The following is a 24,239-nucleotide window of genomic DNA, read 5'->3' as shown; positions in this document are numbered from 1 at the left end:
ATGGATGCAGTATCCGCGGGCGTGTATGGTTTAATTATCATGGAGTATGAGAGAGACTACTATCGGTCCGTGTCTCCGGCACGGGGGATGGGGAAATGGTATGAACAAAAACCGGCAGGCCGTCATTGACCAGTACCGGAAGATGTGCATCTGCGATCCGTGTCCGACCTGCAATGAGTGTATGCGGGCGGATGATGCCCTGCTCTTCTGCGTGATCGGCAGGAGCCCGACCTGCACATTTGAGAAAAAGGAGTGCCTCTGTGCTGCATGTCCGGTCACCCGGGCCCTTGGCCTGAAACACAGGTATTATTGTATCCGGGGCACAGAACGGGAACAACCGTAATGCGGTATCTGCGGGTACGTTGTCCCCTCTGCACAATCTTTTTCTTCCGGTCGGATTGACCGGATAGTATGAACAATCACGGCTCCCTCATCCTCGCGCTGCTCGTGTGTGCTGCACTTGCCATTGCCGGATGTACTACTACAGACACGAGCGCACCCGCAACACCGGTTCCTGCCGCAACGGCCACGTACTCGCCGGCCACCTCACTTTCTTCGCTTTCCCTCGACCGCACCGATCTCCCGGAAGGCTATGTCCTGACAGTGACCCGGCAAAAGAACGCAACAGAAATGGGAAGCCTTGCCAAAACCCTCGGCTGGCGGGCCGGGTATGTTGTGGAGTACACGGATACAAAAGAGGTCCCGGGGAAATCCCCGTTTGTCGTCCTCCAGTCTCTCGCCACCTACCCGGAGAGCAACATGCCGGATATCATTGAGTATATCAACAGGACAGACCGCTCCTACAGCGACCTCGTGTATACGGACCTCCGGCTGTCAGGGCTGGGTGAGAACTACCGGGGATTTGCCGCGGGTGTCCGGAACCCGGGTCTGCCCCCGGCCGTGACAACCGCCTCCGGGACCTCCGTCCCCCTTTCTGCAACAGGGCTCACGATAGAGAATGCGGACCAGAATACCCTCGGGCAGGATTTTGTCGAGATCGTCTTCTCCAAAGGAACGACTCTTGAAGTGATCCGGATGAGCGGGCCGGTCGTGGACGACAAGGCAGCGATCGCTATCGCACAGAAGGCATATCAGAAGATCCCATAAATGGGATCTTCTTTTGCTTCGGGTCTGATAACCCTCAGCATCCCGAAGATTCCCTGATGGGAATCTACTCCTTCTCGTGGTTTTAATGAACCACGCGAATCTCGCCGATTCCCTGACCGGGATTCCTTTTTTTAAAAAAAAAATTCCGGACTGATCCGGACGTGGATTATTCTTGCGGAGGATTTCCTTCAATAGGGTCGCCTTTCGTGATCGCGTTCACGAGCGCCTCGGCAGCGGCGATGTCACCCACTTCGGCACTGGTGCGAATGGAGAAGGTCGCGTCCGTTAAAAGTTTCTTTGTGAGGACGCGGGTTAAGTCATCAACCACCCCAGCGGTTTTCTCATCTGTACAGCCGAGCCGGACAAGGGCACGTTCACGCTCCCGGACCCGGACGGACTCGGCCCAGGTATGGAGCGTGGCAAGGTATTCGTCCGCGGTCCTGCGGTTCAGGTGCCGGAGGAAGAGGGCGAGCTCGGCCTCAACAAATCCGTGCGCCCGGTCCGCCTCGGCCTTCCGGGTGCTCATGGTCTGCTCGTTCACGGACCGCAGGTCATCGATGGTATAGAGCCGGACACCGTCAACAGTCCCTGCGCCGTCCTCCACGTCCCGGGGCTGGGCGATGTCGACAAGGATGAGGGGGCGGGGGTGCCCCTCGGGTGGCCAGCAGCGCTCCCGCATGGCATGGGCGAGCTCCGTTCTTTTTATGACTGCATGCGGGGCGGCGGTGCAGGAGATCACGACATCCGAGAGCGTGATGTAGTGGTAGAGTTCGTCAAACTTCACCGCTTTCCCGCCGATCTTGCCGGCAAGGATCTCGGCCCGCTTGTAGGTCCGGTTCGCCACGTACATCGCGGTCAGGTGTTTTGCCGCAAGCGCCTGGGCGACAAGGAGCCCTATCTCGCCGCTGCCAACAACAAGGATGTGCTTGCCGGCAAGGGTGCCGATCTCCGCCTCGGCCAGGCGGACGGCTGCGGAGCCGACCGAGACCGAGCCCCGGTTGATGAGCGTCCGGCGCCGGATTTCGACCCCGACATGGACCGCCTTGTTGATGCAGGTCTCAAGGAACGGGCTCGCGGTATTCGCTTCCTGCGCATCCGAGAGTGCCTTCTTGAGCTGCCCTATGATCTGGTCCTCGCCCACGATCATCGAGTCGATGCCGGACGCGAGGGCAAAGAGGTGGCGGAGGGCACCGGCACTTTCGTGGACAAAAAAGTCCCTGCGGCCCTGCTCTTCCAGGAACCTGCGGAGGCCGGCCTCGTCGCCTTCCACCATCACCTCCACGCGGTTGCAGGTCTGGAGGATGATGACACCGGGGAACCGGTCGCGTGCTGTGGTAAGGAACGCCTCCTCATCTGCGAACCGGAACGCCTCGATCGTGGTCACGTTCGCGGTGTGGTGGCTTACTCCGGCAATCACAAGCGGTGCAACGGTTTCAGCCATGCAGGTACCTCTTCTGCACGTCATTCCATGCAGCGGCTTCATCGGTCATGAGCTGTTCCCAGACCGTATGGTCGTCCAGCACGTCCCGCAGGACTGCGTTCCTCCGTATCTGGTCCGGCTCGGACTTCTTCAGCGCTTCCCGGAGTTTTTCCTGCAGCACGATCATTGCGTCCAGCGTCGGGAACTCATCTTCGAGTTCCTCGCGGACGAACCGGGCAACCGCCGGGCTCGACCCGTGCGTGCTGACCGCGATCGAGTAGTGCTCCCCGCCCGTGACCGCAGGCAGGACCACGTCGCCTTTCTCCCCGTCAGCGTTATTGAAGAGGATGCCCTGTACCTTGCAGATCTTTCCGATCCGGTTATTGATCGCCGGGTCGGAGACCGCTGCGATGACAAGGAACGCATTGTTGATGAGCATGTCCAGTTCCGGGTCGGTGAGTATTCCGAGATCGCGTTCCTGCCGCTGAATCGCCAGTTCGTCAAACGCCGGTACGAACGACCGGCTCACCACCACAACACCGGCCTTTCCTGAAAAATAGGCGGCCTTCCGTGCGGCCACATTGCCCCCTCCGAAGATCACGATGCGCCTGCCGGAACAGTCCACAAAGAGGGGGATCATCTGGTATAAGATAGTGCGATTATGCTCAAAAATCCTGTGATGTTCGTCTGGCCCCTGCAGGAAAAAATACTGCCCGCATTTCCCGTTCTTCGCAATACTTAAATCGTTTGACTACCCACATTGTAGAGCACACTGCGCCGATAGTGTAGTGGTTATCACTAGGCGTTGCCAACGCCTAAACCCGGGTTCGAGTCCCGGTCGGCGCACTCTGGTTTTGTTTTGTGTTGATGGGGAGAGCGAAGGCGTTCTTGTTTTAAGAAAGTCCGATTATCCATGCAGCATCCTGTTCTCATGGTCCGATTCCTGTTCTAAAAGATGAAATCTTTGTCCGCGCGACAGAACAGGTACCCCGGTAACGGAGAGTACCGGCCCGGTATTCGTGCTCGTCAGAACTCCCGTCGGATCATAGGAGCACTCGGGCGATTGCAAGGGTCGCAACCAGGAGCAATCCATGACGACGGCAGGTGGAACAGCGAATTCAAAAATCATCTTAAAAGATATGGTATCAAGCTCCTATCGGCCAGAGTGAAGCATCCCCGGACGAACGGAAAGTCAGAACGGTTTTCCGGGAGTATACGAGGATCATAGGTCAGCGTTTCGTTTATTCGAAGTTTTACCGGCTGGTATCCCGGTACAGGGATATTTTAAGAAGGAAAAAAGCAAATTAGAATCAGCCAAAGGCGTAGCGAGGTGATTGTATGCCAACGAGTAAGAAACAGATGGTGAAACTGAACCAGGCAAAGAAGGTCAAGGCAGAAGAGCTCTCGAAGCAGGCTGCTGCGGGTAGCCAAGAGGCCAAGAAGAAGCTCAAGAAGCTCGAGAAAAAGCTCAAGTAAGCCGCCTGGAATTTCTAACTATTTTATTTTCCTTTTATGGGTTAATATAAACGAATACAGCTACGCAGGTTACAAAATGCTCGTATCCAGAGGGTAGCGGAAGGTTCAATTTTCACGGTTAAAAATGTTCTCTCAAAAAAGAAATCGTTACGCCTTCATGGATGGAGATATTCCTCGCGGCATTTCTGCATGCAGGCATCATCGGTCGGGTTACGGGGCCCGGTCGGTGTTATGTACATGACATTCGAGCTGATGCACCCGCCGGTGCACCGGGTGTATCCGGTCATGGCAGTCTTCATGCGTTCCTGTGCAGGGAGGTCAACGGCCGCATAATGGACGCCGGCAACGATACTTCCGGCAACCGAGAGTGCGATCATGAACAGTACGAACCGGGCAAGAGGTGGTTGTGCGGATCCTGGCATTGTTAAAAACATCCTTATGGATCTTAACTGTGAATACTGATATCCGTAATTATTTTCGATAAAGGGAGAGAAAAAATTATTGGGCAACTCACGCCGTTCTCTTCTCCGGCCCAACAATCCCGAACAGCACCCGTACCCCCGGGATTCTCCTGAGGATCTCGTAGCAGGTAAAGGTCAGCAGGATACTTCCGATCACAATGGCCGCGTACTGCAGTGCCTGAGGAATTGCGAGCATCAGCACATAGTACGCAATCGCCACCATTACCGGCTGGTGAATAATGTACACCGGGTACGATGCTGAATTCATGTACGTTGCGAAGGTATTGGAGCGGTCAAGCAGGTGCCGGCCCGTCCCCATGAACGCAAGAACGGCGATCCATCCGGTCAACACGAAGAGAGGAGAGTATCCCCAGAATACTTCGTCATGTCCCATGAGTATTCCGTACGTCCATGTCACGCCAATGACCAGGACAACCCATGCAGCAAGGAGGACTGACCAGTACTTTTCCAGCGTTGCCTGGACCGGATCGCACGCGAGCAGGTAGTACCCGATCAGGAACATCGCGAAGTACGCAAGGATGGAATAGCGTGTCACGTGGTAGCCGACAAGGTTCAGGAACCAGAGCGGGATGAACAGGAGACAAAGAACCGGGAGAGGTACGTTACCGTGACTGAAGTGAACTTGTGGGAGTCGCCGTCCAAGAATGATCAGGCCTATTGCCGCCACGGAGAAGATGAACAGGAAGGCGATGAACCAGAGATGGTCAACGCTGAAATTCCCCATGATCCCGTTTATGCCCGGACTATACCGGATTGAGGTGAAATAATGTACGAATGCACCGGCAAAGCTGCCGGTGTAACCCGTGTGGAATTTTAAGGCATAATACGCAATCACGGGGCAGATAAGGACCAGTCCTGCAAGGAACGGGATAAGGAGTTTCCTGACACGCTCTTCCAGGTACGCACGGGGCGAACGTTTGTGTAACGCGTATCTCGTGCTCAGTCCTGCAATACAGAAAAGCAGCGGCATGATCCAGGGCTCGGAAGTGACCAGAAGCAGGTGTGCAGCCATGGACGAGTCACCGGAAGAGACATAATAGCCGTACCATTCCGCACAGAATATGGCAGCGGCATGGAAGGGGAAGAGCAGGAGGATCGTCATCCACCGCAGATTGTCGATATAATGCAACCGGACCATGAGCTACGTGATATGGGATCTTTTATAATAATATTATTACGGTTTAATTTTTCTGAAACAATGGTTTGGCGTATTCACGATACAGAATGAATTCTCACGCCATCAAAGAGAGAAGACCCTGAACTGATTTTGTATAATTATTTTTTAAGATCTCAATCGATTGCCCTTGTCTCAAACGTTTTAAAAAAAATCGTTATGCCTTCACTTCCAGGTCCATCTCAATACCCCCGGTCGCCCCGAGCACGATGTTGTAGAGGATGGCAATGATTGCCCCGCCAATGAACCCGCAAACCCCACCGATAATTGTCGAGAGTCCCAGCGCGACAAGGCCTCCCATAAACCCGACCGGGGCAACTCCCATCCCGGCTCCCATTGTAGTAACCCCGGCTGCGAAAATGAGTCCCCCAAAAAATCCCCAGACCAGTCCGAAGACCGCAAAGAATTTTCCGACACTTTCGATGCCAAGCTGTTTTATGATGTAGGTTGTGGCTGCCATAGGGATTCATGCATGTGCCGGTGCAAAAAAGATAGCGTTTTTTTATTCCGGTATTCTGGATTATCTGTGGGAATAATCCCGGATTCATTTCACTATTTTTATTTACTCTCACGTTCGACCATCACGGAATGAACCTGGATATCCGGCACCCGGGGATCTGGCTCCTGCTCTGTATCGTACTCTTCATGATAATACACTTCATGCTCAGTAACGGGTTCATTTTTAATCCCGAACCGCACGAGTTTTCCTCAAGCGAGCACTACCAGATGATGATCCATTCAACGGTGCCCCTCACCAACGTGACCCTCTATCTCCCGCTTCCGATAAAGAATGGTTCACCTGTTGCCGGATCGTTTTACCTGACCGAGGAATTCTTCGCGCGGGAGAACATCTCGGTCGCGTTCGTCCGGTCCCCTCCCGGTATGGACCCCAACTGGACAATTTTTGTAAATGGTTCGCAACCGCTGTACCTGAAATTGACCGCTGACCGGTTGTACCCGAACAAGACACACGGGACTGAGTTCCTGCTCATTCACGAAGAACGCACGCCCCTGAATTCCCCGCTTGAATTCCAGGAGACCATCCTTCCCATTGGCAACCAGTCCATCTTCCTGCAGAAAGTAAATTTCTCACCAGAATTAACGGAGATCATCCCCTACAAGGACCCTGATCTCATGAAGTACCGGGAGGTTGTCGTGGTTCCCCAGCACATGATGTTCTACGCTGATTACTCGACATCGCCATCAGCAGTTGTGAATATCGGTTCCCATGTCAGTGTAGAAAACAGCTGGAAGGTGAGCTGGCGCACCAAGAAAAATTCTTATTCTGATGGGTACTCATGGTTCCATACCGGGGAGACACGTGGCTGGAAGATGAGCAACGGGATCTATGGATCAGCCGGAGGTTACTATCCGAACTTCTCCCGCCCGCTCTGGCAAAAAGTCCTGGCCCGGAGCGTACCTCAGAAGTGATGCGGGGACGTGTGCGGGACCGATCAGGCCCCCTCTCCCGGGATTTTTTGTTTTTCCTGATCCATCGGTAGAGTAAATGTCTAGAAATTATATATATGATAAAATTCCAACGAATTTTGATTCAGGGATTTGGTTGTTACATGAATTATAAAATAAACGCCGCGATACCCGGCGATACGATCTTCTTTTCCGGTATCACCGCATGCGCACCTCAGGAAGGTTCCGGTAGTGACCGGGAAATTTTTTCTCCTGTCGGGAGTACGGTCACCATTTCAGGTACCCTGCCTGCGTCTCACGGCATCCCATGAATGCCCGTGAACTGATCGCTGTCGGCAGCGGGCTCGTCATCGCAGTATTTCTTGCCGGGTGCATGGTCTTTGCCTTCAGCATGCTCGGGATCACGGGATTCCCGTCAGCGTCCCTGGTCCCTCCGGTGAATGCCGACCCGGCCCCGGATCTCCCGGCATACGACCGCACAATCCCCCTTGACGTCCCGCTGCCCGCATCCCCGGCAACCGTCCCGCTCTACCGCGTGGTATCCGTTGAGCAGTATTCTTCCGGCACCGGCACGGCATTGACTGTAAAAAAACAGATCCCGTCCATTGAGGAAGCGCCCGGGCTTGCGGAGGCCGCTCTTGCAGCGTACGGCGGGCTCCCGGCCGATGCGGTCCTCGAAAGGACGGAACAGGTCTTCATGAGAAAATACAATATCAGGACGGAAACCGTCGAGGAACAGTACCCGCAGTATACACAGGTGATGTACCGCCAGTACGTCAATGGTTCCCCGGTGATGAATTCCGGGATCTCGGTCCTGGTTGGCGAGAAGGGGGAACTCCTGGATATTTCAAAAGACTGGAGCACCCTTGCATTTTCCGGTGAAGTCCCGGTTATATCCGCAGAAGAGGCGATGGAAAAACTCCGGGCCCGTGACCTGCTCAGGCCGGTCCAGTGCAGTCTTGACGGTTACCACGTAACCCGGGTGCAATCCGGATACTATGTCGGGACGTTCGAAACACAGATCCATAATGCCCCGGGACAGGCAATGCCACCGGATACTGTTATCCCGGTCTGGATCTTTTACGGGATCAAACCGGGAACTGACACCGATCCGTTTCCGCTGCTGATCAATGCCACAAGGGGATGAGCAATGCGGGAGTTGTCTTTTGGATTGTCTGCCGGTTGCTGTTGTTCGGGAAAAATGAGAGGAATATCATGAATTCTCCGGGTAATAAAAAACAAAACTGGATCCTGATTGCTGCGGTTTGTATTATCATTATAACAGGGCTTGGCGCTCTCTTCTGGATCCCGGGACACATGGTCGCGAACATGTACTTTATCCCGGCCGGCATATGGTCCGGCATTCCTGTCGGGACCTTTAGCCCGGATATCATCCCGATGACCGTAACCAGTATGATCACGCCCGCGTTTGCCACGAGCTTCCTGTATGAATTCGGGGCGGGCGAACCGGGGCCGGCACCCGAACTGCCGCGTATGGTGGACTATCTCCCACGCAAGGAGGTCATCGATGGTCTCATGATCCGGGCAAACGTCAACGGGACCGAAGATTCCATTATCGGGATGTATGAGCTTACGGGCTCACGGCTCCTTCTCATCGACCGGGGTACGAGCGTGACAGAGATACTCGATACCGGTGAAGAGATCCATACCTTCACCCTGGTACCCGAACAGGTAGGGAGCCGGCGCATGGGGCCCAACGCGACCGGGCATGCCCTGCAGAAGGGCGTCTATAATTTCACGTCAGATTATGACATAACCATCAAGCGGGTCCACCTGGTGCTCCCGTCACCGGCAAACGGGACTGCTCCGATGTATATTGTGACAAAGACCCAGACTGCGATATACCTCTCTCCTGAGGGTACCGCGTTTGCTACATTCCTGACGACAGGGAAATTTTATGTACTCTACGGGCAGCGGGTTGAACGCGTTGTCGCGAGCCCGGCATACTCGCTCGACCCATCATGGATCATCTGCTCACAGCAGACCATGATCACCAATGAAGACGGCACCATGGGGCGACTGAATCATACGGTCAAGCTGGCACGTGGGTCGGAACGGATGATACAAACACATCTTATCGCCACCGGGCCTTACGTGCAGGTCCACGATGGGACCTCGGCTGGCGCGAGCTGGTGGCTATCCCGCGACAGCACCGGGTGCAGCGGCTGAACGTGAATGGGAGAAAAATGAAAAAATATTCCCTTGTCCTGATCGCGTTGCTGCTGGTGCTCGGAGCGGGGTGTACGGATAGTGCGGGGTCCCGTCTCCTTTTGTTATCTCAGTCCCTTCCGGAAGAATTACCCGCTGGGGCAGGTCCCGATACCGTTCCGGTCACGACAGCATTCAACCAGACCCTCTCCGTCTTCTGGGGCTTTACGATCGAAGGCCCGTACGCTGCGAACCCGGGCTGGAACTCTGCAGCCCTCGATCCCGAACCTGCGGTCATCTACGATGTCAATGGCGCACCGTTATATTACGAATTTTACCTGATAAACAACGGTATTGCCCCGGGATTTTTCTGGACCGTGGCAGACAAACGGCTGGGGCATGGCGTGTTCCGGATCTTTGAGTCACCCCCACCCCGGAACCGGTCCCTCCTCATGTCCGAGGCAGAACTCGTTGTTGAAGAGCAGTTTCCGGGCTACCCGGTCCATGCAAAAACAACGGTCCTCTACAGCGATCCCCGTACCGGCACGATGTTTACGATCCAGAACAAGACCTCCGGCAGCGAGGAGACGTTCGTGATCGATGATTATACCCATGAGATCATCCCATTCCCGTCTCCTCCCGGCTATAAAGGCCCTGTCGTTGCACAATCTGTCCTTGACTGGATCCCGGAGACCGACTTTGCAGACCGCCGCATGCAGTGGCAGGTGCAGGACTCGAACTCCAGCAGGATCGTGGACTATGCACTGGCCCGGGGGATCGATCCCCGTACCCCACTTTCAGGGCAGACTGCAAGTATCCTGAAGCAGTACTACCAGGAAAAATCTCCCGGTACCGAAGCAGGAGAATCAGTGTCTTCAGGTAAGCGCGAGGTGAGCCCGGTCACAGACGAGCTGATCAACGGGAATGTGGTGCCGGCCGGGACCGCCCGTGACCACGCGCTCGTGAAACTCTGGCACATCGTGACCGACCGACCTGAAGGTTATGCCGACCGTTCGTGGAGAAACGCCAGCATGAGCACGAAAGAACCGGCGGTGATAGAGGACTTCGAAGGGAGGAGACTCTATTACATCTTCGGTGTCGAACGGGACGGGGTCCCGGTCAGCGATATCATTGTCACTGCCAATAAAGGACTGTACACGCACCGGTTCGGGCTGGAGACCGCCCATTCAGAATATGATCTCGTGAACGCGACACGGGTTGCCCGGGAGACGGCGGCTCATGACTATCCCGGCAGTATCGTGCGTTCCGTGCGCCCGGTGTATTCACTTAGGGACAACTGCTGCCATAATGTTACGGTCATGCTGGAGATCGATGATCCCGCAACCCGAGAGGTCCACCGGATCCTGGTTGATACTTACACCCTGTCAGTCTCATCCGGAACTGCAATCCCGGGGAACGAAACGGATGCGTATCCCTCTATCTTCTCTGAAGTAACGCCCGAAGATTTTGCCGACAACTGCGAACGATGGGAGAACGAAGATAAAAAGGTGAAGAACCTGACCGGGTTTGCAGAACGGTCCGGTATATCCCGAGAGCGCCCGCTAACCAGCCCGGAGGTCATCACGCTCGGGACATACATTTTCCAGACTGAGACAACCATTTTTCCGGAACTCTTCGATCCGGTGTACCCGGCACCGGGTCCCCGCCCCACTCTTGCACCGTCTACACTGGCATGGCATGAACGGGCGAACTGGTTCTCGGGGTTCTATGTGGATGCCGCGATGAGCGATGCAGACATCGATAAAATCGTCTGCGATTATGTTTCCTCTGGTTACCAGTTGAAAATTTATCCTGCTTATGTCCCTTCCGGAGATTATGGATATTGCCTGGACATTCCGAATGCAGATTACAACGGCACCTTCTCTCTCATTAAGGAAGACGGTGGGGTATACAACTATAACATAAACAGCAACTGGGATTTTGTGCGGGATGCAAAACAAAGAAATGGGAGGATAATCATCCCTCTCGCAATTGCCAGTCCCCATGAGGCAAATATCATGAGGCTTTCGGCTAAGGGCGTGAACCTGATCCCGATGAAACGGGTATATATCAATTATCCTGTAACTGCAGAAGACAAAGCGGAGCAGGAGAAGATCCTCGTGAGTATTGATGCCGATGATCGTGTATTGTTCGCATATAAGGGGTATTGATCGTGAAAAAATACAAGAACCGGACGTGTGCTCTCACAACCCGTTGGGATGATCCATGAACGTGAACAAAATAATCCTGGTACTGGCAGCCATGATTGTCTTTGTCGTGGCGATCATTGCAATGTTGGCCCTGACTGATGAGAGTGATCACTCCCAACAGGTAACCACGTGGATGCAACAGCATGCAGGGCAGGAAGTGACGGCAGAAGAATATCTGGATATCACGAATCCCGGGTACCTTGAATCACGGCCGAAGGATATCCGGGAAGGGTATTCCAAAATGAAGGTACGGGTGCCGAACCTCAGCAACCCGGATGAAGGCATGCAATTTGGTGAACGTAGTGCCGCCATCGCAATTGCCGGTTTCCGGGAAGTGCCGGAAGATATTCAGCCGGTATCCCCGGGGAATTACCTTGGGCAGTGTACATTGAATGAATCCATGATTGCCGTCTCGAATACGCTGGCTGCCAGAGAGATATCGGTTGGAACTTATCTGGAAACAGTTTGCCCGGACTATTTTTCCAGCTTTTCAGATACAGAAAAAACTGCATTAATGAAACAGTCCCTGACCGTATCAATAATCCCGGGCCGTGGGAACATGTCCGCATTTGTCCCGCCACAATCCGTGGCAGTTTTGCAAATGGAGTATCATCCGGATCGGGCAAACCTTCTGATTTATGGAATCTTCGGGGTCGTTATCTTGGCAGCCGGGTTCCTGATCGTACGGAGATGCCGGAAATGACAACGAACGCAGATCCTGTCGTAAAAATCGTTCTCAAGGTGATGTAATGTATTCCGCTTTGTTTGACCCATCCATGCTCTTTGCAGTCCTTCTCATCAGCGGGATATTCCTTATCCCGGCACTTTGTATCGCAGCCCTTGCCTCCGTCTTCTATTGTCTTCTTGAAAAGATCCAAACGATCTGGCTGCGGGTGGTCCTTCCCGTTGCGATAGCGATTGTTTTCATGGTGGGAGACCGCCCGTTCCAGTCGTTCATATATACCTCGCTGAGTGCGAACGACCTCCTCCTGCTGGGCTCGTTCATCAGTATTGTCCATGTTATCCCCACGTTCAGCATCCTCGCGATGGGTGCGATAACGCCGTTTCCTCTCATCCGGGAACAGATCACCCTGAAAAGACCGTGGTATGCAGTCTTTGCGGCTACCACCATCACATTCATCTGCACCAGCATGTTCAATATGTTCATCACCCTGGGGCCGCGTATGGGGACTTATACGGATATCTCATGGATCCCGTATGTTGATGTCGTCACCCAGTTCATCCAGTTCGTTTCAGTAATCGTGATCGCTGCGGCGGTATTCGGTGCCATCCTGTTCCTGCAGCATGTCCGCAGTCTCGTGGCCGGTCATGCCCGGAAACGGTGGATACTGTTCGCGGTTACCGGTTCCCTGATCGTTCTTCTGCCATCTGCAGGTATCGGGGGAGTAGCGATCTTTTTTGGGACGGTCACAAAAAAAATTCCCGGGCGACTGGTCCCCATTGCTCTGTCTGCGGCAGCCATGATTGTGCTCGTTCTTGCAGGTACTATGCTGCTTGGAATTCCCGGCATGAGGATGATCATAAACTTCTCCCTCATTACAATGGTGATTATGGCCTTTGCCGTGCTGGTGCCCTTCCAGTATTTCGGAGCGGAGATTCCAAAAGACTGGCAGCCTGTCATCCTTCTTGCCGGTGCAGTTGCCGCAGACCTTATCCTCTCACTGATAGCGACCGTATTTGATCTGGGCGAGCGTCTCACATCCGATCCGCTGACAATACTGACCTTTGCAGAAGGGGGTATGATTATTGCCGCATGTACATTTGTTGCAGGAAATTACCTTGTCATGCGCCGGGACCCCCGGTTGTCACCGGCCGATGCGGGTGAGGCACCATGAGCAGCAGTCCCTTGGCACTCTGCATGCGGTTGATCATTGTCATGATCCTGCTTCTCCTGTGTGCCGGGCCGGTCCTCGCGGCGGAAGGGCAATTAATCAATTACCGTGGCGTTGTGAAAACGGATGACGGCGGGTATGTCCTTGCCGGGACTTATGAGACGCCGGTAGGAGACCAGATAAATCGGCCTGCCAATGGGGGTGATATAACCCTTGAAAGAAGGAACAGCAACGATATTGTCATCTGGAACCGCTCTTTTGGCGGGGAAAAAAAGGACGAAGCCCGGGGCATCATCGGCTTATCCGATGGAGGGTTCTTGGTATTCGGGTCAACGGAATCGTTCGGCACAGGAGCATGGGTAATCAGGACCGATGCGGATGGCAGGGAACTGTGGAACAGGACCTTCGGTAATGGACGGACGAGTGTGATCAACGCGGTCATTGAGATGCGTGGCGGGGGATTTGCCCTGGCGGGTACGTCCGATGCTTTCAGTGATAAGGGACAGGGGGCCTGGCTCGTCAGAACCGATCGTTCAGGGGTCGAACTCTGGAACCGGACATACGGGGGTGAAGTCTTTGACTCGGCAGAGTCCGTTGCTGAATATCCGAAAGGGGGACTGGTCATTGCCGGTGTCCGGAATACCAATTCAGGGAAACTCCAGGAAGCCCTCCTGATCAGGACCGATTCTGCCGGTGATCTCGTGTGGGAGAAGATGTTTGGCGGAAGCGGGCAGGATGAAGCCCGATCGGTAGTGGTCACCCGCCAAGACGAGATTATCTTTACCGGTTCAACCTTCTCCCCGGGGCTCACTGTCGATGATTTCTGGGTCGTGAAGACCGATGCAGAAGGGAACGAGATATGGAACCGGAAGGTTGCCGGCAAAGGGATAGAGCGCGGGATGGCAATTGCCCTTTCTCCTGAAAAAGGGTTTCTTGTCGGCGAGGCTGTCGCAGCGGAGATGTGGGAGATCCATCTTGTGAATCTGGACAATGCCGGCACGGTGCTCTGGGATAAGACCTTTACCGGGATCGATCCGGAGATCCTGTCGGGGAGCTGGTGTCTGTCCCGGCGTACTGACGGATCGCTTGTCTTGTCAGGCACGGGTGAAGGGTGGGGAGTCTGGTCTATCGAGATGACAGCGGCCGGCACGGAGACCGGCCGGCACATGTATGGGATGACAACGGTCGAAGAAACCGTGATGCCCGAAACCCCCGTTACGACGTACCGTGAACCATACCTGCCAAGCGGGTGGCTTGTTAAGATCGATGCACAGGGAAATGAACTCTGGAATACGACTTTTGGGGATGACCGGATGCAGGAGCCGTTCACCCTGTTGACCCTGGACGGTGGGGGGTATTTTGTCGGGGGATCTGCGGTAAATGATGGCATGCATTCCGATGCGGTCCTGACATTCTTCGATGAAACCGGGCAGAAAACCGGACGGGTGATCCTCGGATCGGACGGGCTTTCAGAGATCCATAGCATAGAGCAGTTGCCTGACAGCGGTTTCATCCTTACGGGTAAACATGATCGGGACGGCTGGAAGTCACAGGCGATGTGGCTCATACGTGCCAATGCGGCCGGGTCCCGGCAGTGGGAAAAAGACATTCCTGACCTGCCGATCGGAAACGGGGCACAGGTCATTCGCTCATCTGATGGCGGGTATGTTATCTCCGGGAGTTTCCAGTCAGCGGAGCACCGTTCCCCGGACGCGATCATCGTAAAGACCGGGGCGGATGGGGCCGTCCGCTGGAAACAAACCTTCGGTGAGAGTGGGCAGGAGGATATCCCGGGAATCGACCGGGCACAGGACGGGGGCTATGTCGCTGTGCTTGCAACCCGGGAAGGATTTATGGCGGATGATTTCACAAGCGCAGCCACGCTCATCAGGCTCGATGCCCGGGGAACCGTCCTGTGGTCACGACCGCTGACAGAAAGCTCGCAGGTAGAGCCGCGTGCGGTCCTGTCAACGTCCGATGGCGGGTTCCTGGTGACTGGTTACGCGCTCAGCGGTGATTCCCCGATTGGCCCGTGGATAGTGAAAACCGACGGGTCCGGGAATGTCCTCTGGCACCATGTCTGGTATTACGGGACGTATGGACTGAAAGGATCGGAACTGGCGGTTGAGACCCCGGACGGCGGCTATGCAATGATCGCTGACAAGGGAGACGATATCCGGCTCATCTGCATGGACCAATCCGGTACCGAGCTCTGGACGGCAACTTATGGCGGATTGTCGGATGAAAATGCCCGTGCTCTTGCACTATCCTCTGATGGGGGATTTGCGATTGCCGGGACAACGACGTCATATCCGGTTACGAATACTGTACCTGCCAGGCGAATCGCTCCGCTGTCCATCCTTTTCACGGCGATCCTTGCGGCCGGTGTGGTCATCATAGTGAGAAAGGAACTGAAAGGGAGATGTGGTTGATCATGGAACAGAAACGTTTTATTTTTCTTATAATCCTCGCGGTGCTCCTCGCATCCGTCGGGATTGTGACAATGCAGTTGATGCTGACATTCATGATTCTTGTCATTGCAATCTTTGGACTGCTTATCATGGACGGGAAAAAATGGGTGGAGGCGCAGGTTGAAAAAATCGCGGCCGGTATCCATATATCTCGTCCGGAAACTTCCGTGAATGGAGACTCCGTGGCGGCATTGAAAGCCGATATTGCCCGCATCGAACTGCGGCTGGATGCGCTGGAGAGAAGGAAGAATGACTGATGTGCAGCTGGTGATAAATCCGTTAACATTTATTCTTTTTCAATCAACTGTACTGGATAACGAACACCGGTAACACTCTCTTCGGTTCAAGGAAAAATCAAGCAGAATACTGTCCGTTCAGGGACTCAGAATAATAATTTTTCAAAAAAAGTGTTGGGTTAATATGCAACAATTATTTCTTCTTTGCTGCCGCCTTTTTCGCGGGGGCCTTTGTTGCTGCTTTCTTTGCCGGCTTCTTAGCTGCCGCCTTCTTTGCTGCTGCCATGTTGGTATCCACCTCCTACCGGAAAGGGTTATATTTTCTCTCAATCTGTCTATTAATAAATATTTTGGTCGCAATGGCATTTTGAGGCCCAGAATCAGTATAAACCAGCACTTTATTCAAAGAAAAACGGCACTATTTTAATAAAAACTGATTATCAAAGCAATACATCATGAAATGCGCAATCCTTCAGAAAATGCCCGGTTTTAAATTTAGGGCGCGTATGAACAATTAAGTAACCCGGATATGACCAAATTCTCCGGGGTGGAACGCGCATTTTGTGGAGTGCCGGAACACACTGGTCTGCAAAAATACCATTCACCCCCGCCCGTTTACAGGAAGACAACCTTTATTCTTCTCTGCATCCATCGTAAACCTATGAAAAAACAGTTCATTCTTGGGCTGATCGGAGGATTACTCGGAATCCTGACCGCAGTCTTTGTGATCATCTCCGCTGTCGGTAACGAGCAGACACTCTCCGGGGTCCAGACCGCATTGTTCTCCAGTCTCGCCCTGATGGGTGCGGCCATTGCGAATAAGGAGACACGGTTTGCCGGGTGGATGCTGATCTTTGCCGCGGTTTTCATCACGCTCTCCGTCCCGCTCGCAGGGTCCTTAAACCTGCTCTTCCTCTACATGCCGGCTGTAATCATCCTCGGAATTGCCGGAGTGCTCTGCTTCATGGAGCCGATCCCTGAACCGGTGGAACCCGAATAATTTTCTGGGGCTCCAGTCCGATAAATAAAAAAAATCGTTTTTACCCTGTTTTTACTCTGGTTCATTCCGTCACCTGCACAGGTTATGGCAGGAAAAAATTCAAAAAAGTATCCGGTTATTCCTGAATGATGGCCGGATCTTTTATTTCCGCATCAGCTCCCGGGACCAGGTCCGAAATGATACGGGAGATTACCGCACGGCCAGTCATAAGGATAGCAAAGAGGAAGACCGTGTGGATGATGAGGATTGTATACCGCTCTCCCCCTCCTCCAAGAAAACCATTGATCCCAAAGATGACGACTGAAAGGGTGACCAGGATGACACCGATCAGCGTGGCCCGCGATGCCGTGAACATCCGGCTCTTTATATCCGGGAAGATCAGGAGGCCGATAAAACCGAGAGCCACGAACCCGATCCCTCCGGCAAGAAGTATCCAGATGATGATGTCGGCAACAAGCGAGCTCATGCTCCGGCACCCCCGGAGAACTTCGCCTTTCCAATGATGCCGGCAATGCAGAGCAGTGCAAGGATGATGGTGATATCAAGGATGAGCATGGTCCCCATGCTGATACTTACGGTAAGTCCCACTGCTGCACCGGTCATGACTGCGACCATCGCGGCGAGGTACCGGTCATCCCGTTTCGCTGAACGGAACACGCGGACGAGCGCCCCCACCATGAGGAGTGCGAGGCAGAATGCGGCAAAGAGCCAAGTATCGATCATATCTACCATACCTGTGTGAAGGATGGGTATTTATCAATAATCCCCCAACGGGGCATGTCATTACCGGCGTGTAAAGCGATTTTTATCCGGGGCGCAGGCTCATTTTTATTTCCGGAGCACGTATGGGTAGAGAGATGCACCCTTCCTATCTTGGTAAGATCCTGCTCCGCTGGTGCGATGCCTGCCATGCCCCGGTTCTCGCGAAGCGCTGTGGCTGCGGTGCCGAGACCCGGGAAGTCCCGGTCACGCCCCCGGGAGATGCACGACCGGCATTTCCCGATGACATTGCACTGATCAACCGGATCTATAGGGAGCATTTCGGCGCCCCCCTCATACCGGAAGGGCATATTGCACTCCTGAACAAGGTGCCCGACAAGGACCGGATGGAAGAAGTGATCGCGGGCGGCGGAGTTGCCGGCATCATCCGGTATTTCCCGGACGAGCGCCGGTGGGAACCGGTGCCCCGGCCCGAGGCGTGCCGGCTCTTTACTCCCACAAAACGGGTCGTGGTCGTGAGCGACGATGCAGTCCCGTTCATCCGCGACCAGGGCATGAGCGTGCTCGCACCCGGCCTCGTCTCCATTGAGGACTCGGTCCGGGCCGGTGACGAGGTCTTCATCCTTGCCCGGGACGGCACCTGCATTGGTGTCGGCCGGGCAAAGGTCGACGCTGCCACGGCACGGACTATGGGGAAAGGCTCCGTGGTCCGGACCCGGCGCAATATCGGGTCTCAGATAGTGCCCGGTGCAGCCACATGGGACGATGCAGTCCTGGCAAATGCCCGCGTGCTTGAGAATACGGAAGCAGAAGCCGTTGCGTTCATAAAAGCGGTTGCGGAACGGAACCCCGGTCTCGTTGCGAATGTCTCGTACTCCGGTGGCAAGGACAGCCTTGCCACCCTGCTCGTGGTGATGAAAGCGGTGGGCAGGGTCCCGCTTCTCTTTGCCGATACCGGCCTCGAGTTCCCGGAGACGTACGCGAATGTGAAGGAAGTCTCGGAAAAGTACGGCCTTGAAGTGCTCCGCACGAACGGCATCAATACTTTCTGGGAGACGTTCGAAAAGCAGGGACCTCCCGCGGTCAATGCCCGCTGGTGCTGCAAGGTCTGCAAGCTGACGCCGGTCTTAAACCTGATCACGGAACGGTGGGGAGAATGTCTCTCGTTCATCGGCCAGAGGCGGTACGAATCGGCAGCCCGGGCGCAGAGCGAGCGGGTCTGGAGGAACCGGAACGTGCGGGCCCAGCTCTCCGCGGCCCCGATCCATAACTGGACTGCCCTCCATGTCTGGCTGTACATCCTGCGGGAGCAGGCGCCGTACAATGTCCTGTACCGGCACCGGCTGGACCGGATCGGTTGCTTCATGTGCCCGTCCAGTGATATGGCATTAATACACATGATCGCTGAAGACTACCCGGACCTCTGGCAGGGATGGACGGATAAGTTGTCCGGGTGGCAGCAGTCCCGCGGGCTGCCCGCGGAATGGATCACGGAAGGCCGGTGGCGGCTGAAGGAAGAGGGAAACGATGACGCAGATAGCCATTATTGATTATGGTCTCGGGAACCTGCGGAGTGTTATCCGGGGGCTGGAGAAGGCGGGCGCACGGGCCGTGATCACCGACAACCCTGAGGAGATTGCCGCTGCGGACGGGCTCGTGCTTCCCGGTGTCGGGGCATTCCACGAGGGGATGGACCAGCTCGGCCCCCTCAAGTCAACGGTTGTCGAGGCAACCCGCGAAGTCCCGCTGCTGGGTATCTGCCTTGGCATGCAGATGCTCATGGAAACGAGCGAGGAGCACGGGATCCACAACGGCCTCGGCCTGATCCCGGGCCGCGTGAAGCGGTTCCCGAAAACGCCCGGGTACAAGATCCCCCACATGGGATGGAATTCGCTGGTGCCGGAGAAACCGGACCACCCCCTCCTTGCCGGCATCCGCCCGGGCGAATATATGTACTTCGTGCACTCGTTCTATGCGGATACGGCACCGGAATATACGCTCACTTCAACGGAATACTGCTGCCCATTTTCATCAGCGGTCTTTCATAACAATGTGTTTGGCGTCCAGTTCCACCCGGAGAAGAGTGGCAGTGCCGGCCTCCGGATGCTGGAAAATTTTATCGGCATGATCTAAAAACCCGGAAGCCTTTCTTTTGTCCGGGCAATGATATACAGATAATATTTTAATGCCGGACATAAGACCCTCTAGACATGAAAAGGATCTTTCTTATTGCACTGTTCCTGATGTGCATCGTGGGGCCGGTATCCGCGTACGGGCTCTACCTCAACTGCCCCGAAGAGGTACAGGCCGGTCTTCCCCTGAAATGTACGGTTGACAGCGACTTCCCCCCGGGCACAACATTCAACCTTGTCCTGTACCAGTCCGGCTATACTGCAACGCAGATCCGTAAACAGCCTATCACGATCCAGTCGAGCCAGAAAACCATAAATATCGTGACCGACACCACGGGCCTTCCCGGCGGGCAGTACAAGGTCGAGATGCAATATACCGGGTCAGATGAGGAACGGCTCCGCTCCGATTCCAGGACTATGATGCTTGTCACGATCATCGACCGGTCTAATGAGATTGAGATCACGTCCCCGGTCACCCAGGACCTTGATGAAGCACTCCGTATTGAAGGGAATATCAAAGATGGGGGAAATAAAGGGGTTGAGCTTGAAGTCCATGGTCCGGAGGGACGGATTTTTGGGCCGCAGTGGATCCAGACCAAGACTGAAGTCAGGAACAATGCCGGTGTTTTTACCCAGAAAGTGAGTGTCACCGTTGGTGGGGAATATACGGTTGATTTCAGCGACTCTGATGGATATGTCGGTACCAAGACCTTTACGGTAGTCACCCCGACAACACAGACAACGGCAATTCCCACCACTATAACAGTAGCCAAGACAACCCGGACAACGCTGACAACAGCCCCGACTCCGTGGCCAACAACCGAACAGTCCCCACTCTCACCATTGACCGTAATGGGCAGCCTTGCAGTTGCGGGACTGCTGATGGTGCTGATGACACGGCGGGCTCAATAATATTTCAGTAAAAAAAATAAAAAAAAGATTAACTATCTAAAACCTATCTCTTTTTCCAGAGCCATGCTTCATAGCAGAGCAGGATGATGATCACGAGCAGCCCGCCAAAGAAAAATGCAATCGCGGGGTCAAAGGCAGGTGCCGGTGCGGCGGCAATCCCGTCGAGCGATGATTTTAGTACAACATTACCGGCCTCGCGGCTCGCTCCTGCATAGTCGTGAACGGCCGGGGCTATGGCGGGTACGGCCTCCTGCGTCGCAAAGACCTCGTTTGTCTTGCCCCACGTGGCTGCCAGGGGCAGGATCGATGAGATCGCAAGCGAGGCAACGGCAACGATCCCGAAGAGCGATGCGTACTTCAGCAGCATCGACCGGATATCCGACCGGCGCGGGGCAACGATCAGGAGCTGGTTGGTGAGCGAATAGAGTTTCACTTCCCGGCCCTTGACGCTGTATTTTGTATCCTCAACGGAGATGATCCCGGCACCGAGCAGGTTTTCGACATGGTACTTTGCCGTGTTCATCGGGAGGGAGAGCCGGTCCGAGATGTCCGTTAGACTCTTTGGGCCATCCGCCAGCAGCTGGAGGATATCCCCTGCGGTCGGGCTGCCCATCGCCTTCCCGATCTTCTGCGCCTGCTCATCGCCCGGTTCCAGTACAAGGACGTTGTCAGTCATGGAGTGAAGCAAGGATCCGTTCGCGTCCGACTTTCAGTGCAAGGTCCAGCTGGTTGATGTCCGGCCCGCCACCCTGGGCCATCGAGGGCTTGCCGCCCCCTTTGCCGCCAAGGAGGCTGCAGACCTGGCCGATGATCTCACCGGCATTCACGCGGGAGTCGCCGGATGCGAGGACCACGCGTGCGGTCTCTCCGCCACCTGCGACGAGGGCTACCCCGCCCTTCTCCGCAACGGAGCTTGCGAGGGCCGAGAGTTCCTTCTGCGGCAGGTCGATGCGTTTTATGACAACGTTGACACCTCCAACAACTTCTGCTACAAGTGTCCGCGTTTCAAGATCCACCAGTTTCCCGCTCATGCGTTCGACCTCTTTCTTCTGGTCTTTCCATTCCGTGAAGAAACGGGTCACCGTGGCTGGCAGGTTCTCGGGCTGGACGGAGAGGATGTCGGCTGACGTATTGACGATCTGCTCCAGGTGCTGCATATAATAGATTGCAGCAACACCGGCAGTGAACTCTATCCGTTCGATACCGTCCTGGATATGCTCCACCCGGATGATCTTGATCATGCCGACTTCCCCGGTGTTCTGGCAGTGGGTACCGGCACAGGCCTCGATGTCTCCTGCCACCTTAACAACACGGATGTCCCTGCCGGGAGGAACGCCCCCCTGGTAGAGCGAGAATCCGTATTTCTGTTCGGCCCTGGTCCGGTCTTCGATCGAGATCTCGACCGGCTGGCTCGTCATGATCATCCGGTTTGCAGCAATCTCGATCCGGTGGAGTTCGTCAGGTGTGATGTGCTTGAAGTGCCGGATATCGACACGGGAACTATCAGCCCCCTTCTGTGCCCCTGCCTGGTGGATGTGGGCTCCGAGCACCTCCTTTGACGCATGGAGGAGGATGTGGGTGGCTGTGTGGTGGCGCATCAGGGAGAGGCGCCGTTCCTCGTCGACCATTCCCTTCGCCCGTTCGCCGCGCTGCAGCACGCCACCGGTGATGTGGTGGAGGACGACCTCGCCGACCTTGATCACGTCATCGACACGGACCATGCTCTCCGCGGAAACGAGGGTCCCGGTATCGGCCGGCTGTCCTCCGCCCTCCGGGTAGAAAAGGGTCTGGTCGAGGACCGCGTACTCGTCAAAGAAATCGAGGACGACTGCCTCGAACTCGATGTCCGCGGGCTGCTCATAATAGAGTTTTTTCGTGGGGGGAAGTGCCCGTACCCGGTCCATGTACTTCGCGGTCTTGTCTTCCTCGACCTCTTTCTTCGACTCGGAGTGCATATCTGCAACGATTGAGTAGAAGTTGTCCGGGAGATCGACCACCGCGCCTTCCCTGGCTGCGATCTCTTTGACCATCTCCGGCTGGATACCGTGGGAGTCGTAGAGTGTCATAACCTCGGACAGGGGGACACGCTGGCTCTTTGCCTTGTAGGTCTTTGCCACCTTCTGGACGATACGCGTGCCGCGTTCAAGTGTGGCCGCATACTTCTCCGTCTCGCGGTCAACGATCTCGCGGACCACCGCGATGTCCTGCTCGAACTTACGGTTGCCCAGGATCCGGAACTGTTGTTCGATCAGATCGGCAAGCGGTTCCTTGATCCTGAGATCATTCATCAGCCGCAGGGTGCGCCGGATAACCAGCCGGGCGAGGTAGCCTTCGCGGACATTGGAGGGGACGATGCAGTCCCCGAGCATGAAGGCAAGGCACCGGGTGTGGTCGACAATCGCGTAGACTTTTTCGACCGGGGTGATCATTTTGTCCAGCTTGTCCGGGGAGATATCGATTGCCGCAGCCACTTTCTTTCTCAGGTTGAAGAGGTTGGTACCCGAGATGTCCATGAGGCCGGCATATTTTGCATTCAGGGCAAGGATCTTGGCGAAGTCCTTGTTGCCGAGCATGTGGTCGAGTTCCGCGAGGCCCATGACATGGCTGACCATCTCCGGGAAGACCGCATCATAGATCGTGGGGGAGCCCTTTGAGGCCCAGACCAGCCGTTCAAGGCCGTACCCGGTGTCCACGATCCGGAGTTTCATCGGGTAATACATCTCGCCTTTCAGGTCGTAGCCCTTCTCCTGTGTCTTCTGGCGCCCGAGGCTCATGAAGACGAGCGTTGCGATCTCGAGGCCGCCGATCAGCACTTCCACGCTCGGTCCGGCATTACCGCCGCCAATCCAGGGGTTCTCCTTGTAGGTGACCTGGTTGATGTCTCCCCCGATGGACGCGATGAACTGGTCGCAGAGTTCGACGGTCCGGTCCTTCCAGTAGATCTCTTCGGACGGGGTGTTGAAGGCGTGGTGTGCCATCATCTCAAAAGTGGTCAGGTGCCTCCCGGATTTTCCTACCGAGTCGAGGTCATTGAGCCGGATACAGGGCTGGGAGATCGTGAGCGGGTTTGCCGGTGGCGGCACAATGCCCCCGGTCACGAACGGCTGGAAGTCCGCGATGGACGCGATGGTTAAGTAAATGTCGTCACGCCACCGGGCAACGACCGGGTACCGTTCGATCCGGGTGTGTCCCTGCCTCTCAAAAAAAGAGAGGTACGCCTCGCGCATCGTGTCGAGCGTGTGGGGACGGAAGATCGGGTTGCCGATGAATGTATAGGGTTCGCAGGGGGCGTCGCCGCAGACCTCGCGGGAAGCGTCGCGGGTCCAGAACGCCGCGCCGCAGGCTTTACACGTCTTGCGGACGAACCCCTGTGCCTTGAAATAATCGAGCTGGTATTCCTCTTCGAGCATGTAAAAACCACGTATCGTCAGTACTTTTGACTGCAAACG

24 protein-coding genes and 1 tRNA gene are annotated in these 24,239 nt (G+C 55.2%); 16 read left to right on the top strand and 9 right to left on the bottom strand.

All coding sequences use genetic code 11. The annotated features are described in order from the left end of the window. The first annotated feature begins 100 nt into the window (after positions 1 to 100). Positions 101 to 343 (top strand): DUF2769 domain-containing protein, encoded by a 243-nt coding sequence (locus tag M0R30_RS09640; RefSeq protein ID WP_292546287.1) that lies wholly within the window; start codon positions 101 to 103, stop codon positions 341 to 343. A gap of 68 nt (positions 344 to 411) precedes the next feature. Next, positions 412 to 1,107, top strand: a complete 696-nt coding sequence (locus tag M0R30_RS09635) for a hypothetical protein (RefSeq protein ID WP_292546285.1) — start codon at positions 412 to 414, stop codon at positions 1,105 to 1,107. 166 nt (positions 1,108 to 1,273) lie between these two features. Here M0R30_RS09635 and hemA read toward each other — a convergent pair whose 3' ends face one another. Next, positions 1,274 to 2,548 carry a glutamyl-tRNA reductase gene (gene hemA, locus M0R30_RS09630; RefSeq protein ID WP_292546283.1) on the bottom strand — a complete coding sequence of 425 codons (1,275 nt, stop codon included), beginning with the start codon at positions 2,546 to 2,548 and terminating at the stop codon, positions 1,274 to 1,276. Further along, positions 2,541 to 3,167: a bifunctional precorrin-2 dehydrogenase/sirohydrochlorin ferrochelatase gene (locus M0R30_RS09625; protein WP_292546282.1), complete on the bottom strand. Its 627-nt coding sequence runs from the start codon at positions 3,165 to 3,167 to the stop codon at positions 2,541 to 2,543. The genes hemA and M0R30_RS09625 overlap by 8 nt, the downstream gene beginning before the upstream one ends. Positions 3,168 to 3,301: 134 nt before the next feature. Between M0R30_RS09625 and M0R30_RS09620 the strand changes: the two genes are divergently transcribed. Continuing rightward, a tRNA-Gly gene (locus M0R30_RS09620) sits at positions 3,302 to 3,373 on the top strand. Positions 3,374 to 3,865: 492 nt separating this feature from the next. Further along, entirely contained in the window at positions 3,866 to 4,003 is a 138-nt protein-coding gene (locus M0R30_RS09615) for a hypothetical protein (protein ID WP_292546276.1), read from the top strand. Positions 4,004 to 4,158: 155 nt separating this feature from the next. On the opposite strand, the gene M0R30_RS09610 is transcribed toward M0R30_RS09615, so the two are convergent. The 3 genes from M0R30_RS09610 to M0R30_RS09600 all read right to left on the bottom strand — a co-directional run bounded on the left by M0R30_RS09610 (position 4,159) and on the right by M0R30_RS09600 (position 6,119). Then, positions 4,159 to 4,425: a hypothetical protein gene (locus tag M0R30_RS09610; protein ID WP_292546274.1), complete on the bottom strand. Its 267-nt coding sequence runs from the start codon at positions 4,423 to 4,425 to the stop codon at positions 4,159 to 4,161. Between the two features lie 88 nt (positions 4,426 to 4,513). Then, the gene (locus M0R30_RS09605) at positions 4,514 to 5,623 is read right to left on the bottom strand and encodes an acyltransferase family protein (protein ID WP_292546272.1); all 1,110 of its coding nucleotides are present in this window, start codon (positions 5,621 to 5,623) and stop codon (positions 4,514 to 4,516) included. A 193-nt stretch (positions 5,624 to 5,816) separates the two neighbouring features. Beyond that, complete coding sequence (locus M0R30_RS09600) at positions 5,817 to 6,119, bottom strand: hypothetical protein (protein WP_292546269.1); 303 nt, start codon at positions 6,117 to 6,119, stop codon at positions 5,817 to 5,819. A 128-nt stretch (positions 6,120 to 6,247) separates the two neighbouring features. On the opposite strand from M0R30_RS09600, the gene M0R30_RS09595 reads away from it, so the two are divergent. The 9 genes from M0R30_RS09595 (at position 6,248) to M0R30_RS09555 (ending at position 17,026) form a co-directional block, all read left to right on the top strand. Next, positions 6,248 to 7,090: a hypothetical protein gene (locus M0R30_RS09595; protein ID WP_292546268.1), complete on the top strand. Its 843-nt coding sequence runs from the start codon at positions 6,248 to 6,250 to the stop codon at positions 7,088 to 7,090. Positions 7,091 to 7,394: 304 nt separating this feature from the next. After that, a complete protein-coding gene (locus M0R30_RS09590) occupies positions 7,395 to 8,234 on the top strand; it encodes a hypothetical protein (protein ID WP_292546267.1) in 840 nt (279 codons plus the stop codon). Positions 8,235 to 8,302: 68 nt separating this feature from the next. Continuing rightward, entirely contained in the window at positions 8,303 to 9,277 is a 975-nt protein-coding gene (locus M0R30_RS09585) for a hypothetical protein (protein ID WP_292546266.1), read from the top strand. Then, complete coding sequence (locus tag M0R30_RS09580; protein WP_292546265.1) at positions 9,241 to 11,427, top strand: hypothetical protein; 2,187 nt, start codon at positions 9,241 to 9,243, stop codon at positions 11,425 to 11,427. Before M0R30_RS09585 ends, M0R30_RS09580 begins: the two co-directional genes overlap by 37 nt. 55 nt (positions 11,428 to 11,482) lie before the next feature. After that, entirely contained in the window at positions 11,483 to 12,169 is a 687-nt protein-coding gene (locus M0R30_RS09575) for a hypothetical protein (protein ID WP_292546264.1), read from the top strand. A 46-nt stretch (positions 12,170 to 12,215) separates the two neighbouring features. Continuing rightward, entirely contained in the window at positions 12,216 to 13,322 is a 1,107-nt protein-coding gene (locus tag M0R30_RS09570; RefSeq protein WP_292546263.1) for a hypothetical protein, read from the top strand. Next, a complete protein-coding gene (locus tag M0R30_RS09565) occupies positions 13,319 to 15,751 on the top strand; it encodes a hypothetical protein (protein ID WP_292546262.1) in 2,433 nt (810 codons plus the stop codon). Before M0R30_RS09570 ends, M0R30_RS09565 begins: the two co-directional genes overlap by 4 nt. Before the next feature lie 2 nt (positions 15,752 to 15,753). Next, positions 15,754 to 16,047: a hypothetical protein gene (locus M0R30_RS09560; RefSeq protein WP_292546261.1), complete on the top strand. Its 294-nt coding sequence runs from the start codon at positions 15,754 to 15,756 to the stop codon at positions 16,045 to 16,047. Positions 16,048 to 16,687: 640 nt separating this feature from the next. After that, positions 16,688 to 17,026, top strand: coding sequence for a hypothetical protein (locus M0R30_RS09555; protein ID WP_292546260.1), 339 nt, complete (start codon positions 16,688 to 16,690; stop codon positions 17,024 to 17,026). 115 nt (positions 17,027 to 17,141) lie between these two features. On the opposite strand, the gene M0R30_RS09550 is transcribed toward M0R30_RS09555, so the two are convergent. Both M0R30_RS09550 and M0R30_RS09545 read right to left on the bottom strand, forming a co-directional pair. Next, positions 17,142 to 17,492, bottom strand: a complete 351-nt coding sequence (locus tag M0R30_RS09550) for a monovalent cation/H(+) antiporter subunit G (protein ID WP_292546259.1) — start codon at positions 17,490 to 17,492, stop codon at positions 17,142 to 17,144. Next, the gene (locus M0R30_RS09545) at positions 17,489 to 17,749 is read right to left on the bottom strand and encodes a hypothetical protein (RefSeq protein WP_292546258.1); all 261 of its coding nucleotides are present in this window, start codon (positions 17,747 to 17,749) and stop codon (positions 17,489 to 17,491) included. The genes M0R30_RS09550 and M0R30_RS09545 overlap by 4 nt, the downstream gene beginning before the upstream one ends. Before the next feature lie 134 nt (positions 17,750 to 17,883). Between M0R30_RS09545 and M0R30_RS09540 the strand changes: the two genes are divergently transcribed. The 3 genes from M0R30_RS09540 to M0R30_RS09530 all read left to right on the top strand — a co-directional run bounded on the left by M0R30_RS09540 (position 17,884) and on the right by M0R30_RS09530 (position 20,790). Continuing rightward, on the top strand, positions 17,884 to 19,296 hold the full coding sequence (locus tag M0R30_RS09540; protein ID WP_292546257.1) for a phosphoadenosine phosphosulfate reductase family protein: 1,413 nt from the start codon (positions 17,884 to 17,886) through the stop codon (positions 19,294 to 19,296). Beyond that, a complete protein-coding gene (gene hisH, locus M0R30_RS09535; protein ID WP_292546256.1) occupies positions 19,274 to 19,879 on the top strand; it encodes an imidazole glycerol phosphate synthase subunit HisH in 606 nt (201 codons plus the stop codon). Before M0R30_RS09540 ends, hisH begins: the two co-directional genes overlap by 23 nt. 77 nt (positions 19,880 to 19,956) lie before the next feature. Beyond that, positions 19,957 to 20,790: a hypothetical protein gene (locus M0R30_RS09530; protein WP_292546254.1), complete on the top strand. Its 834-nt coding sequence runs from the start codon at positions 19,957 to 19,959 to the stop codon at positions 20,788 to 20,790. 43 nt (positions 20,791 to 20,833) lie between these two features. Here the strand turns inward: M0R30_RS09530 and M0R30_RS09525 are convergent, their stop codons facing one another. Together M0R30_RS09525 and alaS are read right to left on the bottom strand one after the other, a co-directional pair. Continuing rightward, positions 20,834 to 21,466: a helix-turn-helix domain-containing protein gene (locus M0R30_RS09525; RefSeq protein WP_292546253.1), complete on the bottom strand. Its 633-nt coding sequence runs from the start codon at positions 21,464 to 21,466 to the stop codon at positions 20,834 to 20,836. Next, positions 21,459 to 24,200, bottom strand: a complete 2,742-nt coding sequence (alaS, locus tag M0R30_RS09520) for an alanine--tRNA ligase (protein ID WP_292546251.1) — start codon at positions 24,198 to 24,200, stop codon at positions 21,459 to 21,461. The genes M0R30_RS09525 and alaS overlap by 8 nt, the downstream gene beginning before the upstream one ends. Between the last annotated feature and the right edge of the window lie 39 nt (positions 24,201 to 24,239).

This window comes from Methanoregula sp. (assembly GCF_023227875.1).
GTDB lineage: Archaea > Halobacteriota > Methanomicrobia > Methanomicrobiales > Methanospirillaceae > Methanoregula.
Note: the sequence above shows the minus strand (reverse complement) of the source record. Positions and strands in the feature narration are given on the sequence as shown.